The sequence below is a fragment of the Halorhodospira sp. 9621 genome (assembly GCF_022228055.1).
Classification (GTDB): domain Bacteria; phylum Pseudomonadota; class Gammaproteobacteria; order Nitrococcales; family Halorhodospiraceae; genus Halorhodospira; species Halorhodospira halophila_A.
Genome location: NZ_JAJNRD010000001.1, coordinates 257721 through 272292, shown reverse-complemented (window position 1 = coordinate 272292; position 14572 = coordinate 257721). Strand labels below are relative to the sequence as shown.

The following is a 14572-nucleotide window of genomic DNA, read 5'->3' as shown; positions in this document are numbered from 1 at the left end:
CCCCGGCCGCTTGCCCGGCGCTACCGGCTGACGGAGAATCAGGGGCCATGGCAAAGTTGCTGCTCAACCTGCGTGGTGTGCCCGAGGATGAGGCCGATGAGGTGCGCGGTCTGCTCGAGCAGTACCACCTGGACTACTACGAGACCCCGCCCAACCGCTGGGGCATCACCCAGGGAGGCATCTGGCTGCGCGATGCCGAGCAGTACCCGCAGGCCAAGCGTCTGCTCGACGAGTACCAGCGGCGCCGTTTCGAGCGGGTGCGTGGCGAGCACGAGGCGATGCGCCGGCGAGGGGAGCTGGAGACCGTTACACAGCGCATCCTGCGCGAGCCGCTGCGCTTTCTGATCTATTTCCTGCTCATGGCGGTGATCCTCGCCTTCATGACGATCCCCTTCCTACATCTGGCGTTGAGTGGGTGACCATGCGAACAGCCCCCAGAAATCTATTCGTTGCGGCTGCCCTGACGCTCTCGGCCGTCACCACGGCCGGAGCCGGCGAACAGGCGGTCGATTCTCCGGAGACGCTGGCGGAGCACCTGGCGGTCATGAACGCGCTCACCGTCAAGGGGCGCACCATGCGCGACAGCGAGATGGGCCACCCGGCGTATGACGATACGCTCAGCGGCAGCCCCATGGGCGCCGTTGGCGAACGCTGGCTGGCCCTGCTCGAGGCGCTGGACGCCTCCTATCGTGAAGGTGCGGAAGAAGGGCTGCGGGGCGCCGAGCCGCGGCATTACGCTGATGCCACTTACCTTTACCACATGCACCACAGCGCCGGTCGTTTCGAAGAGCACGGACTGTTCGACCCGATCACCCACGCTCCGTCAGCGCTCCTGGTCGATAACGGACGCTTCGTTATGGAGTCGCTCCAGGAGGGCGGGCGGTTCCACACCGATGCCGGGCAAGGGACATGGACCCCGCAGAGCATGGCCTACGGTCTGGACGCCTTCCACGGGGTGGCCTACGCCTGGGTGCGCTGGAAGAAGCCCGGCGGAGCGGACGACATGGGGCTGCTCAGCGCCGAGCAGATGCGGGAGTGGTTCGGGCATGAGGTTCCCGAGGCGCTGATGGTGGCCCGTGACGCCGCGCAGGTCCTCGACGAGGCCTGGGATACCGGAGCGGGTACCTACGATCTGGGCGACGGGCCGGTTTGGGAGCTCGATGCCCTGGGGTCGTTGATCCGGGGCCATAAAGGACTCTACGAGCTACTGTACGTCTTCGGGGATGAAGAGGATCAGCGGCAGGCCGAGCGCTTGTTCGAACGCGCCGCGCGCCTGGTTGAGGCCGTGCTGGGCGAGGACGGGGTGGCCGAGCCCTGGGGGCTGCCGGCGCGGGTGCGCTTCGAGGATGGTCACGCGCTGGCGGACAGCGACCGTGTCGACGTCCAGGCGCAGTGGCGCTGGGTGCACCATCTTACCGGGGGGTTCGCGCTACTGCGCGAGAACGAGGGCACCAGCCGCTTCCTCGAGCGCCGGCGCCCCGGGTTGAGCGAGGAGATCGGTGCGGCCATTGACCGGCTCATTGAGGGCGCGCTGGTCCATCAGCTGATTGACGGTCGCGTCGTCGCCAGCCTCGATTACACCAGTGGCGAGGTGCGTGATCGTGACGCATCCGTGGAAACGCGTGCGGCTCTGGTCATGGGTCTGGGGAACGGCTACGCTGCCGGGGAGAGCTTTCCTGGGCCCGGGGACTGGGAAGAAGCGGATGCGCAGGCCGAAGAGCGGACCCGCGCCGTGTACGACGTCATCCTTGGGCATGGGCGGGGGCTCTCTGGTAGCATGACTGAGACACGATGACGCGCGAGAGTACTTAACGATGCAGGTAGCTAGTGAAAAGGTCGTCACTTTCGATTTCACCCTGACCGGGAGTCAGGGCGAGGTGATCGACCAGTCCCAGGGTGGCCATTTCGCCTACCTCCACGGGAGTCAGAACATCATTCCCGGGCTGGAGAAGGCACTGGATGGCAAGGCGCCGGGCGACGAGCTGAACGTCACCCTGGAGCCGGCCGAGGCCTACGGCGAGCGTGACGAGCGACTGATGCAGAGTGTCCCGAAGGAGGCGTTCCCCGAGGGGGCCGAGATCAACGTCGGCGAGCGTTTCCAGGCTCAGGGGCCGGACGGCAGCCCCATCCCGATTACCGTGGCCGAGGTCGGTGAGCAGGAAGTCACCGTGGATGCGAACCACCCGCTGGCCGGTGAGACCCTGAACTTCGACGTCAAGATCGTCGATGTTCGGGATGCCACCGATCAGGAGCTGGAGCACGGGCATCCGCATAACGACGCCGCGTAACCGCACCGGACCGGACAAGGCCGGTACGTAAAAAGGGCCGGTCCCGCTGCGCGGGGCCGGCCCTTTTTAATTGCGGACGGTGGCTGTGCCGGCTCAGACCCGGAACCGTCCGACCTGGTCGCGCAGGTCCTCGGCCAGCTGGGAAAGGCGCTGTGAGACCTGACCGGTATCCTGCACGGAACTGCGCGTTTGCTCGGCGGTATCGCTGATCAGCGTCAGGTTGCGGTTGACCTCTTCGGCAACCTGGGATTGCTGTTCCACCGCGCTGGCGACCTGGCTCGTCATGTCCTCGATCCGGGCAACCACCCGGGTGATCTCCTCGAGGGTACTGCCGGCAGCGGAGGCCTCCTCAACAGTGTTTTCGGCCTGCTCGCGGTTGCGCTCCATGGCCTGCACCGCTTCCTGGGTGCCGTTCTGGATGCCCTCGACCATCTCCTGGATGTCTCCGATGGAGTCTTGGGTCTTCTGCGCCAGCTTGCGTACCTCCTCGGCGACCACGGTGAAGCCGCGTCCGCTCTCGCCGGCACGTGCCGCCTCGATGGCCGCGTTGAGGGCGAGCAGGTTAGTCTGATCGGCGATGCCGCGGATGACCTCCAGGACTTGGCCGATGCGGGCGCTCTGCTCGTCGAGGGCGCGGATGGCATCGGCGGATTCACGGACATTGCCCGCCAGCCCATGAATGGCCTCGATGGTGCGGCCGGCCCCTTCCTGACCGTGTCGTGACTGCTGGCTCGCATCCCCTGCCGCGGTGGCCGTGTCTTGGGTGTTGCGGGCGATCTCGTTGATCGAGGCACTCATCTGGTTCATCGCCGTGGCTACCTCGGAGGTGCGCTCCTGCTGGTTCTGCACCCCTTGCTGGTCCTCGTCGGCGCTGCGCTGGAGCTGCTCCGTGGCCGAGGCCATCTGTGCGGCAGAGTCCTGAACGACGCGGACCATCTCCTGGATCTTGTCGACGAAGCGGTTGTAAGCGGCACCCAGCTCGGCGATTTCGTCGCGGCCATGGGCGTCGAGCCGCTGGGTGAGGTCGCCGTCGCCGGCCGCGATGTCCTCGAGGCCATTCACGGCGGCGCGCAGGCGGGCGGTGAGGTGGCGTGAAACCGCCGCGGCCAGGCCGATGGCGACGAGCAGGGTCACCGCCAGACTGCCCGCGGTGACCCGTGCGGCCTGTGCCTGCTGTGCCTCGGCCTGCTCGATGTGCCGGTCGCGCTCGGCCTCGAGGATATCGCGCAACTCGCCGAGCTGGTTCTGGAAGTTCTCGCGAATGGATCGGGCCTGTCCGTGGTAGAAGGCCTCGGCCTCATCAAAGCGGCCCGCCTCCTGCAGCTCGACGATCCGCTCACCGGCCTCGTGGAGCGCGATGTGTGGTTCCTCCAGGGTATCGACGGCCTGGCGCAGCTCTTCGCTGGCCGACTTGTAATGCTCCGAATCCTGATAGTCGTAGAACCACTGGCCGAAGGCGCAGGAGGTGAAATCGAGCTCCCCAGAGAAGGTCTCTTCGAGCAGGAGGCTGTCCGCCATGTCGTTGGTCCAACCCAGGTGGTCGACCTCGCGTTCAACGAGCATGGCTGACTGCTCCATGTACGCCATGGCTGCTCGGCTCTCGGTGGCTGTGTTCTGCAGGGCCGAGTGGGCAAGCAGGCCACTGACGGCCATGAGGATCACGATCAGGCCGAAGGAAAAACCGAGTTTGTAGCGCACGGGCCAGCTAGCGAGCATTGGATAGATCCTCTCCTTGCCGTGGGTGCCTCCTGCGCGAGCAGCGGCCGCCGGGCACATTACCACGCGAGCCGGAGCCGATCAGGGAGGTCCCGGATCATGCGCCAATGTGCCACGTTGTGATGCCGAGCGCCGCCAGTTTCCCCCTGCCGCGAGGGGTTGCGGGAGGGCGCTCGAATCTGGCGTAGTACAGGTGTCCGTAACGCCTCAGGGAAGAGGCGCGGGTGGGGTTGGTCGATGACGGCCTCCCAAGAAACCTCAGGGACGAGGGTAGAACCATGGATTCTAAGCGCAGGGATTCGGCCCGGGGGCGGGCCCCCGGGCGCACGGCCGGTTGGTCCGCCGTGCCCACATCGTTCCCGCTGATACCTCCTGAAACCAGGCGCGCCCTGTATCTAGGGGCCCTGCTGATCACGCTCGCCGGCCTCATCGCCGGGTGCGCACCCCGGCTCGAGCTCGACATGACTGCCGGGCCCCGGCTCAATCCCGGGCCGGGGGGGGAGCCGCTCCCGGTACTTCTGCGGGTCTATCAGCTCGATGACCGGACTGCTTTCGAGGAGGCCGAGCGGCCGGCGCTGGCCCGGGACGACGCGGCCGTGCTGGATGGCTGGCTACAGCGGCGCGAGCTGATCCTGCAGCCCGGTCAGCGCCAGGAAGTGCAGCTGGAGATGGATGACGAAGCCAGTTACCTGGCGCTGGCTGTCTTCTTCCTGGACGTTGAGGCCGAGCGCTGGCGCCTGCTGGAGCCGCTCCCGGACTCCTTCCTCGGGCTGCGTCCCGGTCAGCGGCTCACGCTCGCGCTGGACGGCGGTGCGCTCTGGGTGGGGCGCGACGCCGAGCGCAAACGGGCCGCCTGGCCGCGAGACGAGGCCACCGGGCAGCGGCGGTCGGCGGGGCGCTGAGATGGACACCACGGCACTGCTGCAAAGGCCGGTTTGGGCCGAGGGCGTGTTGCTGGGGCAGCAGCACTTTCAGTGCTGGGACCGCTATCTCGAAGCGGCCCAGGCATTCCGGCTGAGTGTCGCTACCCCCCACGCCTTCGGGTTGCTCAGCCTCGCGATTGAAGGCGGGCCCCTGGAACAGGGGGTCTTCCGGCTCCAGGCGTGCCAGGCCCTGCTGCCCGACGGGCGGTTGGTCGCCCACGGCCACGCTGATCCCCTTGAGCTGGATCTCGGCGGGTTGCCGGCGCAGGGAGGCGTCATCTATCTGACCTTGCCGCGGAATGATCGTGTCCGTGATCTGCCCGGTTACCGGGAAACCGGCGGCGGCGCCGCTTGGCGCCCCCGCTTTGCGGAGCTTGTCGATCACCATGACGAGCAGCGTGAACGGGAGGTCATGCTGGCTTCGCCGGAGTTGGCGCTGGGCGTGCAGCCGCCTTCCGGCGCCCGGGTGGGAGTGGCGGTGGCGCGGGTGGTCCCGGGTGAGTCCGCCGGCTTCCGGCTCGACCCGGACTTCCTGCCGGTGGCGTGCCGGCTGGACGCTGCAGACGGTTGGCAGGCGCTGCTCGGCCGCGTGACGGCCCGGGTGGAGAATCGCTGTGCCCGCCTGCGTGAGGAGCAGGGGGCGGCCGGCCGTGTCGGTGCGTTCGAGCCGGGAGAGGTGGCGCGACTGCTGCTGCGTCAGAGCCTTGAGCCGGCCGCCGGCGCCCTGCGCTCGCTCCGGGCCAATCCCGGCAGCCACCCCTGGCAGCTCTACGACACCCTGGCGCGTCTCATCGCCGCGCTCTGCGCGCTGGTCGAAGCTGCGTCGCCCGCGGAGATGGTACCGGTCTACGATCACCAGCGCCCGGAGGCGGTTTTTGCCGAACTGGAATCGGCGCTTGGGCACCTGCTGGATCAGGCCATGCCCCGTCAGACTCGGGGGATTCGTCTGGTGCGCGAGTCCGAGGCCGTGCTGGTTGCCGAAGGGGGTGAGGATCCCCTGGCCGAGGGGTGGACGTTCTTTCTCGCTGCGCGTCGGGATGCCGCGCCCGATGCCGGCTGGATCGAACGGCTCCCGGCGGATCTTCGCATCGGGACACGGGAGGCACTCGAGCGCCTGGTGGCCGCCGGGGCGGCGGGAGTCCGCCTGAGTCATTGCCCCAGGCCGCCCGGGCAGCTGCCGGTCAAGAGCGGTTACGAGTACTTCCGTCTGGAGCCGGCCGGCGACCATTGGGATCAGGTCCGGCGCGAGCAGACGCTGGCCGTCTATCGGCCGTCGGAGCTTGCCGATCTGCAGCTGGAGATGGTGGCCCTGTGCGAGGAGGTCTCCCCATGAGCGCCGCACCCGAAGAAGCGCGCCGGGGGGATCCGTCGCCGCTGGTCAATATCGCCGAACCGCTGCTGCTCGAGGCGGTGGCTCTGCGCCAGGGGTGGGGCGGAGTGGCCGGCGACGCAGGGATGCTGCGCGAGCGGGCCCGCCAGACACTTCGGCGCCTGCGTGAGCGGGGCCAGGCCGATGGGCTGGGCGGGGCCGCCCTGGCGGATGCTGAACTGGCGGTTACAGCATTTGTCGACGAGGCGGTGATCGCCTCGGCGCACCCGGAACGGGCGGCCTGGCTGGCGCAGCCGTTGCAAGCCGAGCGCCTCGGCGAGCGTTCCGCGGGCACCCAGTTCTTCGAGCGGCTGCAGGGGCCGCGGGAGCAGGCGCCACCGGATGCGGTGCTCGAACTCTACCTGGCCTGCTTGTGGCTTGGTTTCCAGGGTGTGCATGCGCTCGAGGAGCAGGCGCTGCTTGACGAATATCGACGGCGCCTGGGGGAGTGGCTGGGTGAAGGCCGAGCTGCTGGGGCTCTCCGCTCCCCTGTGCCACCTGATCCGGATGGAGAGGGGCACCGCGTAGGCTGGTTCTGGTCGGTAGTGGCCGCTCTGGCTCTACTACTGCTGGCTTACCTCCACGCCGGGATGCAGATCGAGCGGGCCGTCGGTACCGCCATGGAGGAGATCGAGGCCGCCCGCGAAGTCGTTCCGGAGGCTGCACCATGAGTGAGCCGGTGACGGTGGATGGGGCTGCCAGCGGGGCGCGGAGGCTGTCGCCCCTCCTACGCCGGCCGCTGGTGTGGTGGGCTTCGGTGGCGGTGCTGCTCGCTGCGGGGGCCGTCTGGTTCGGCCTGCCGCGGGTCGGCGTTGAAGGCGTGACGCTGCGATTGGCGGGTGTGCTGGCGTTGCTCGGGCTGGTCGGCGCCCTGCTCGGGGCGGTGGTGCTTGTTCGCGGCCGGAAGCGGGAACGACAGGTGCCGGGAGACGAAGCCCTGGCTTTGGCTGCGGCGATGGACCGGCCCCTGAGCCTGCTTGACCGTCCGACCGGAACAGTGTTCTTGGGGACCGCCGGTCGGTATCGCGTTCCCTGGTACCTGCTCATGGGAGCCGGCGAATCGGGAAAGAGCACTCTGATCCGCAGCAGCGGCCTGCATTTTCCCTACGACGACGATGAATGGCTGTGCGCCCGTGGCGAGGGAGGGACCGGGTGCTGGGACTGGTGGCTCACGGATTGCGCGCTCTTTCTCGATACGGCCGGGCGCTACACGACGGAGCCGCCCGAGCAGACAGGCTGGCACGATCTCCTGCGCCTGCTGCGCCGCGCTCGGCGGCGTCGCCCGGTGGACGGGGTGCTGGTCACGCTCTCCGCCGACGAGTTGAGTGCCCTGGATGCATCGGGCCTGAGGCGCCGTGCCCGGGTGCTTCGAGAGCGCCTCGCCGAACTCGAGCTCCGTCTGGGGGTCCGGCCACCGGTGCTCCTGATCGTGACCGGGCTGGATCGCCTCTCCGGCTACGAGGCCTTTTTGACAGCTGCCGGGGGCGGGGCGTGGTCCGGGCCCTGGGGGGTTGCAGCGGCGGACGCCGAGAGCGACCCGGGTCGGGCGGCGGAGCGGTTGCAGGCTCAGGCCGAGGAGGCCCGTCGGGCGGTGATGGCCACCTCCGCCGGGGAGCGGGATGCGACCGGGGTGTTCGCTTTCGCCGCCGAAATGCGCGCAATCACCGGACCGCTGGCCGATCTCCTGCGCCTGCTGCAGCGCCGTGACCCTTACCGTCGCCCGCCCGCTGTGGAGGCGGTGTATCTCACCGGCAACGCGCCCGGGCAGCCGAGCTTGTCCCCGGGGCTATTCACCGAGGGCGTCGTGCCGCTGGCGAAGCGGCTGCGCCCGACACCTTCGCGACGATTTCGCAGACGTCTTGTGCAGGCGGCGCTGTTTACCTGTGTTCTCGGGGGCGTTGCGCTGTTGGCCTACGGCACCGCTGAGCGGTATCACGACCGTCTCGCCCAGAGTGCCGCGGTCGCGGAGGGCGCGGCTGCCGTGGCCGAGGCGATGGCGGCCGGAGACCGACACCCTGGTGCGGCATTGGAGGCGGTCAACCGGCTTCAGGCGCTTGAGGACAAAATCCGGGGGGAGTCCGGGGCGGAGCGCGAGGTGGTCCTGGCGCTGGATCCCGGTCGCAGCAGCATCGCCGAATTGCAGGCGCGCTTGCAGACGCTGCTGATCGATGTGGCGGGAGAGAAGCTGCTGCCGGAGGCCTTGCAGGTACTACAGCTGGAACTCGAGGGCTTCGTCGACGAGTGGCCGGCCCTGGAACCGTCGGAGCGTGCGGCGCGCCGTGATGCGTATCGCGAGGCGCTGGCGGTCTGGCTACGGCTATCCGGCGAGCAGGTGCCCATCGGGGACGACCGGGCTGCCTGGCTCCTGGCGCGCCTGGTCGCCGCTGAGCAGGGGCTCGCGACGCCAGGGGTGGACGGACCGCTGGCTCGGGGACTCAAACGGGCGCTGGCCGATCGGTCGCAGCGGGTCGCTGCCCGTGGCCGCGTCGATACAGCGGCGGAGCGCCGCCTGGTGGAACAGGCGCGGGAGCAGCTGCGTACCCCGCCGCGGCCGGAGGCGATCAAAAGGCGCCTGCTTGCAGAGGCGGCCATTGATCTGCCGCCTCTGACCCTGGAGGCGATGGCCCCCGGAGGTGCCTCGGCTGTCTGGGTGGCTCAACGGCCGGTTGCAGGCGTCTTCCGGGGCGAGGCATGGGGAAACCGGCTGCAACCGGCGCTGGAAGAGCATCTGGATGCGCTGCGGCGGCCGGATCCCGTTCTGGCCCGCGGTGAGGCGGAGGCGCTCCGACCGGCACAGGCGCGTGCCCTGGCAAAGGCCGTCGAGGCCCGCTACCTGCGCGCCTTCGTGGATTACTGGCTGGAATGGTTCGAGGCGTTGGAGTGGCGCTCGGCGGAGGGCGTGCGGGAGCAGGTCGTGCAGCTGGAGAAGGCGGTCGAGGGCGGGGCGCTGGCGGCTCTGCTCGAGGGTGTTCATGGCCAGTTGACTGCGCACGCGGACGCGGATCCGGTGGCGACGCTGGGTCAACAATTGGGGCGTTCGCTCGGCCGCTATCGACACGATCCGAGGGGCCGGGAACTGCTGACGCTGGTGGCACCCGACGACGACGGAGAGGTTCCGCCGCTGGCCGAGGTCGGGGTGGCGCTCGGCGCAGCGGCCGATCAGCTCGAGGCACTGGCCTCCGCGGCGGATCCCGGGGAGGAGGCGCTGAAGCGGGCCGCCCTGGCCCTGAGAGGGGACGAGGAGCGCTGTTCGCTGCGTGCCGCGGAGGGCGCCTTCCGCCAGGCCGTACAGGCCGCTTCGGGGCCCGTGCAGCGAGCGCTGGAGCCGCTGCTGCTTGGAGGTATCGACGCCGCTTGGTTGCAGGTGCGGGCGGAGGCCGCCGCGGAGCTTGAGGAGCGTTGGCAGGTCGAGGTGCTCGACGTCTACCGCGACCGCCTTGCCGGCCGGTTCCCGCTGGAGGCCGACGGCGCCGATGCAGCCCCGGGCGACTTCGAGGCCTTCTTCGCGCCGGAGCGGGGCACCCTCTGGGTATTCAAAACTGAGGAAATGGCGCCGTTCCTGCGCGGTGCCGATGGTCAGGGCGGTGAGCGGCGTTGGCGGGGTGCCGGGCTGGGCATCGCGGCCGAGGTGACGAAGGCCCTCGACGCTGCCGCCCGGATCCGGGACGGGCTCTTTGATGAATCCGGTCAGGCGCAGCTGCGCTATCGCGTGTCGCCGGTTGCCAACGCTGACCTGACCGACATGCGCTGGGAGTCGGAAGGCGAGACGCTGCGCTATCGCAACGGCCCCCCGGTTTCGGTGGACCTGAGTTGGTCGCCGTCCTCGCCAGAGCCCGGGCGTATTGCCGCTGTCTCGGCACACGATGGTGCGATGCGCGATGTTGAGGCTGACGGCCCCTGGGCCCTGTTCCGCTTGCTGAGCCGCGCCGATGAGCGCGAGCGGCTCCGCTCCAATGCCGTTCGGGCGCGCTGGGCCCTGCACGACGGACGGGAGGTTTCGCATCAGGCGGTGGAGTTCGTGCTGCGGACCGAGCGCAGCACGCCGTTGCTCCATTGGGGTGATCTGACCCGCTTTCGGCTGCCTGCCCGGTTGATCGAGAGGGAGGGGGCGTGAGCGACGAGTGGCAGACCGAAGCGCCCGAACATGCACTGGGACTGCCGGGGCGCGTCCTCGCGGCTTTGCCCGGGGCGGAGGCGTGCGGACAGGATCCCCGCCACGGTGAGCGGTTCGGGCGTCTGCGCGAGGCGGTTGAGCGCCCGGGCGGGGTGGAGTTCTCCGCGGTAGCCGAGGAAGCCGTGGCTCTGCTCGAGCACGAGGCTAAGGATCTGCGCGTGCTCGGTTATCTGTGTCTGGCTGAGCTCCAGGCGCGCGGGGTTCCAGGGTTCCGCGCCGCGCTGGCGGCACTCCACGGTTGCCTGGTCGCATTTGGTGAGCGGCTCCACCCGCAGCGGGACAGTGGCCGGCGGGCGGCGATCGAGTGGCTCTGCGGGGGACGCATGCTGGCGCTGCTTGACCGGGCTGACGGGCGCGAGGATACGGATCAGCTCCGGGGGTTGGAGGTCGAGCTCGCGCGGCTTGGGGCTGAACTCGAGCGATGGTGGGCCGATCCGCCGGCCTTGCGGCCGCTGCGCGACTGGGTGGAGGCGCAAAAAAACGTCGTCGCGGTGTCCGCCGAGCGGGCTGCGCCGGAGGCACGGGAGCAAGCAGGTGATGACCGTGTGGTGCGCGGTCCAAGTAGTGGACAGGAGCTGGCCAGGCAGTTGCGGGAGGCCGTGGAGTACTTGCGCGGCGAGGGCGAGTGGTTGGCGATGGCCGCCCTGGCTCGGGCCTGGCGTTGGGGGCGGCTTGCGCCGCTGGGGGCCGCCGAGGGGCGTCTACGTATCGAACCGCCCCGCCAGCCGGCGCTGACGGCGATGCGCACCCACTTCGCCGAGGGATCCTGGGAAGCGGCGTTCCTGGCTGCCGAATCAGTCTTCCTGGAGCCGGGCGGACACCTGCAAATGGAGATTCAGGCCGTCGCCGAGCGCTCGGCAACGGCGCTCGGGCGTGACGACATCGCCGGGTATATCCGGGCGGCCGCCGCGGAGTTGCTCCGGCGCCAGCCGGATCTGCCCGAAATGCGCTTCAGCGATGATAGCCCGCTGGTGCCTCCTGAGCAGATCGCCTGGGTTAATGAGCGCCTTGAGCCGGCGGAGGGGCCGGGTCGCCGCGAGGCCGATTACGCGCCCGTGGAGCTCGAGGAAGTGCTCGCGCTGACGCGCCGTGAAGGGCTCACGGCGGGGCTGCGCCGGATCGACGCCAGCCCGTCTCGCACCGGACGTGAACGTTGTGCGCGGGAGGTGATCCGGGCCCGTCTCTGCCTAGATGCCGGTTACCCCGGCCTGGCCCGAGCACGGCTCGAAGCGCTGGAGGCCGAAATCGAACACCGCGGGCTGGAGGAGTGGGATCCGGATTCGGCGCTGGCCGTTTGGCGGGTGCTGGCGCTGGTCCTGCGGGCGAGTGAGCGCGACGGTCAACTGGAGTCCGAGCAGGCGCGGCGACGTCTGCTCGACCTGCGCCAGCGAGTGGCGCGTATCGACCTGGAGGCGGCGATCGCCTTCCCCTGACCGGAGCGTGACAGCTCCGGTGGAGTCCATCGATGCCAAGGAGCAGGCCATGGAGAGCTTTCAACAGGAAGTGCCGAAGTCGCGGGTGAACATCACCCTCGATGTGGAGACCGGGGATGCCCGCAAGACGCTGGAGCTACCCCTGAAGATGCTGGTCCTGGGCGACTTCAGCAACGGTCAGGCCAGTGGCCGGCTGGCTGAGCGTGAGCGGGTCCCCATCGACCGGGGCAATCTTGACGCCGTACTCGGTGATCTCCATCCGTCGCTGCAGGTGACCGTGCCCAACACCTTCCGTGCGGATGGCTCGCAGATCCGGGTGTCGCTGAGCTTCGACGGTTTTGATGCCTTCACGCCCGAGGCCGTGGCGCGCCAGATCCCCCAGGTGAACAACCTGCTGGCGATGCGCAACCTGCTCAAGGATCTCAAGTCCAACGTCCTTGACAACGCCCGTTTTCGCCGTGAACTCGAGCGTATCGTGCAGAACCAGCAGGAGCTCGAGGGGGTGATGGGCGAGCTCCAGCAGATTGCTCCCCTACAGACCGGCGAGGGCGGCGATCATGGCCCATCGGGGGCGGCGACGGACACCGATGGGGAAGGGCAGGAGTGAGCCATGACGGAGCAGACCGAGAACAGCGCCGAAGCCGCCCCCGAGGCGAGCTACGCCCGCCTGTGCCAGCTTGCCGAGGTCGAGCCGGTCTCCGGGGCCCTTGAGATCGCGACCTTTCAGGACTCCGCGGTCATGGCCGACATCCCCTCGGAAAGCCGTTTGACCGCGGCGTTGCAGGTCTTTCTCGATTTGGCCAGTCAGGATGCCGAGCTGGTCGAGCGTATCGACAAGGCACTGCTCGACGAATATATCGCCCGCATCGATGCCGCGGTGAGCGAGCAGCTCGACGCCGTCCTTCACCACCCGGAATTCCAGCGCGTCGAAGCGGCCTGGCGCAGCCTGCGCTTCCTGGTCGAGCGCAGTGACCCGAGGGCGAACATCAAGCTGGAACTGCTCGACGTCTCCAAGGAGGAGCTGGCCGGGGAGCTCGAGGATGTTACGGACATCACCCAGTCGGGCCTGTATCAGCACGTCTATGTTCAGGAGTACGACACCCCGGGTGGTGAACCGCTGGCCGCCATGGTCTCCAATTACGAGTTCGACTGCTCAGCGGCGGATATCAATCTGCTCACGGAGGTGTCGCGGATCGCGGCAGCGGCCCATTGCCCCTTCCTGGGAGCCGTTGGCCGGGACTTTTTCGGCAAGGCCTCCCTCGACGAGGTGGTGCGAATTCCGGACATCGCCAGCTACCTGGACAAGGCCGAATACGCTCGCTGGCGAGGCTTCCGGGACACCGAAGATGCCCGTTACGTCGGTCTAACCTTGCCCCGGTTCCTGCTGCGCCTGCCCTATGGGCCAGACAACCCCACTCGCGCCTTCGGCTATCGGGAAAACGTCACCGGGCCGGACCACGACCGCTACCTCTGGGGCAATGCCGCTTTCGCCTTCGCCGCCAACATGGCGCGTTCATTCAAGGCCCACGGCTGGACGGTCAACATCCGCGGACCGGAGTCGGGTGGCAAGCTGGAGCAGCTGCCGATTCACGTCTTCGATCTCGGGCGCGGAGCACAGACCAAGACCCCCACTGAGGTGCTGATCTCCGAGAACCGCGAGCTCGAGCTGGCCGAGGCCGGCTTCATACCGTTGAGCTTCTACAAGAACAGCGACTACGCCTGCTTCTTCTCGGCCAACTCGGCGCAGCGCCCGGCCCGTTATAGCAGTCCGGCGGCCACGGCGAACGCCCGGATCAATGCCCGGCTTCCGTATATCTTCCTGGTCTCCCGCCTGGCCCACTACCTGAAGGTCCTCCAGCGGGAGAACATCGGTTCGGCCAAGAGTCGGCAGGATCTGGAGAACGAACTCAACGACTGGCTGCAGGGGCTGGTGACCAAGATGCAGAATCCCGACCCCGATCTGGTGGCCACCCGTCCGCTGCGCGAGGGGGCTGTCGAGGTCGAGGAGGTCCCCGAGAACCCCGGTTTCTACCGGGTCAACATGTCGGTCATGCCGCACTTCCAGATCGAGGGTATCGACCTGAAGCTCTCGCTGGTGTCGCAGCTGCCGACCTAAAACCGCCAAGGCTCAAGGAAGAGGAGGCGAAACCATGGCGATTCCCGCTTACATGTGGCTCAAGGACGATCAGGGCAACGAGATCGAGGGTTCGGTCACCGTCACCGACCGCGAGGGCAGCATCGAGGTACTCGGTTTCGAGCACGAACTGCGCATCCCCACGGACAGCGACACGGGGGCCCTGACCGGCACGCGCAAGCACGAGCCCTTCGTCTTCACCAAGGCCTTCGATGCCGCTTCGCCGTACCTGTACAAGGCGTGCAGCAAGGGGCAGACGCTCGAGGAGTTGGTGCTGAGCTGGTACCAGATCGATGAATCGGGCAACGAACAGGAATACTTCCGGCACACCCTGAACGACGTGAAGATCACCTCGGTCCGCCCGGTGATGCATAACGTCAAGGAGGCCGACAAGGAGCGCTTCCCGCACATGGAGCAGGTGGCGATCCGCTACGGCCGCATTACCTGGGCCTACGTGGACGGAAACATCGAGTTCTCGGACTCCTGGACGGAGGCCCGCTGAAGGGTCGGGAGCGCACGCCGGGGCCGCTGGCCC

Annotated in this window: 12 protein-coding genes; 11 read left to right on the top strand and 1 reads right to left on the bottom strand. The window is 68.4% G+C overall.

Annotated features, from left to right (window positions below):
* The first annotated feature begins 47 nt into the window (after positions 1-47).
* From LRF89_RS01195 to LRF89_RS01185, 3 genes are read left to right on the top strand one after another with little or no spacing between them, the layout of a single operon-like run.
* Positions 48-419: a DUF6164 family protein gene (locus tag LRF89_RS01195; protein WP_201167814.1), complete on the top strand. Its 372-nt coding sequence runs from the start codon at positions 48-50 to the stop codon at positions 417-419.
* Between the two features lie 2 nt (positions 420-421).
* The gene (locus tag LRF89_RS01190) at positions 422-1795 is read left to right on the top strand and encodes a hypothetical protein (protein ID WP_238635335.1); all 1374 of its coding nucleotides are present in this window, start codon (positions 422-424) and stop codon (positions 1793-1795) included.
* 19 nt (positions 1796-1814) lie between these two features.
* A complete protein-coding gene (locus tag LRF89_RS01185) occupies positions 1815-2288 on the top strand; it encodes an FKBP-type peptidyl-prolyl cis-trans isomerase (protein WP_201167811.1) in 474 nt (157 codons plus the stop codon).
* A gap of 93 nt (positions 2289-2381) precedes the next feature.
* Here the strand turns inward: LRF89_RS01185 and LRF89_RS01180 are convergent, their stop codons facing one another.
* Positions 2382-4004 (bottom strand): methyl-accepting chemotaxis protein, encoded by a 1623-nt coding sequence (locus LRF89_RS01180; RefSeq protein WP_238636457.1) that lies wholly within the window; start codon positions 4002-4004, stop codon positions 2382-2384.
* A 278-nt stretch (positions 4005-4282) separates the two neighbouring features.
* Between LRF89_RS01180 and tssJ the strand changes: the two genes are divergently transcribed.
* From tssJ to LRF89_RS01140, 8 genes are read left to right on the top strand one after another with little or no spacing between them, the layout of a single operon-like run.
* Complete coding sequence (tssJ, locus tag LRF89_RS01175) at positions 4283-4906, top strand: type VI secretion system lipoprotein TssJ (protein ID WP_274522049.1); 624 nt, start codon at positions 4283-4285, stop codon at positions 4904-4906.
* A 1-nt stretch (position 4907) separates the two neighbouring features.
* The gene (gene tssK / locus LRF89_RS01170) at positions 4908-6260 is read left to right on the top strand and encodes a type VI secretion system baseplate subunit TssK (RefSeq protein WP_238636456.1); all 1353 of its coding nucleotides are present in this window, start codon (positions 4908-4910) and stop codon (positions 6258-6260) included.
* Positions 6257-6967: a DotU family type IV/VI secretion system protein gene (locus tag LRF89_RS01165; protein WP_238636455.1), complete on the top strand. Its 711-nt coding sequence runs from the start codon at positions 6257-6259 to the stop codon at positions 6965-6967. The genes tssK and LRF89_RS01165 overlap by 4 nt, the downstream gene beginning before the upstream one ends.
* Positions 6964-10410, top strand: a complete 3447-nt coding sequence (locus LRF89_RS01160; protein WP_238636454.1) for a type VI secretion protein IcmF/TssM N-terminal domain-containing protein — start codon at positions 6964-6966, stop codon at positions 10408-10410. Before LRF89_RS01165 ends, LRF89_RS01160 begins: the two co-directional genes overlap by 4 nt.
* On the top strand, positions 10407-11903 hold the full coding sequence (locus LRF89_RS01155; RefSeq protein ID WP_201167784.1) for a type VI secretion system domain-containing protein: 1497 nt from the start codon (positions 10407-10409) through the stop codon (positions 11901-11903). The genes LRF89_RS01160 and LRF89_RS01155 overlap by 4 nt, the downstream gene beginning before the upstream one ends.
* Positions 11904-11922: 19 nt before the next feature.
* Positions 11923-12510 carry a type VI secretion system contractile sheath small subunit gene (gene tssB / locus LRF89_RS01150; RefSeq protein ID WP_238636453.1) on the top strand — a complete coding sequence of 196 codons (588 nt, stop codon included), beginning with the start codon at positions 11923-11925 and terminating at the stop codon, positions 12508-12510.
* Between the two features lie 3 nt (positions 12511-12513).
* Positions 12514-14019 (top strand): type VI secretion system contractile sheath large subunit, encoded by a 1506-nt coding sequence (gene tssC / locus LRF89_RS01145; RefSeq protein ID WP_201167778.1) that lies wholly within the window; start codon positions 12514-12516, stop codon positions 14017-14019.
* A gap of 34 nt (positions 14020-14053) precedes the next feature.
* The gene (locus LRF89_RS01140; protein WP_201167775.1) at positions 14054-14539 is read left to right on the top strand and encodes an Hcp family type VI secretion system effector; all 486 of its coding nucleotides are present in this window, start codon (positions 14054-14056) and stop codon (positions 14537-14539) included.
* Positions 14540-14572: the final 33 nt, after the last annotated feature.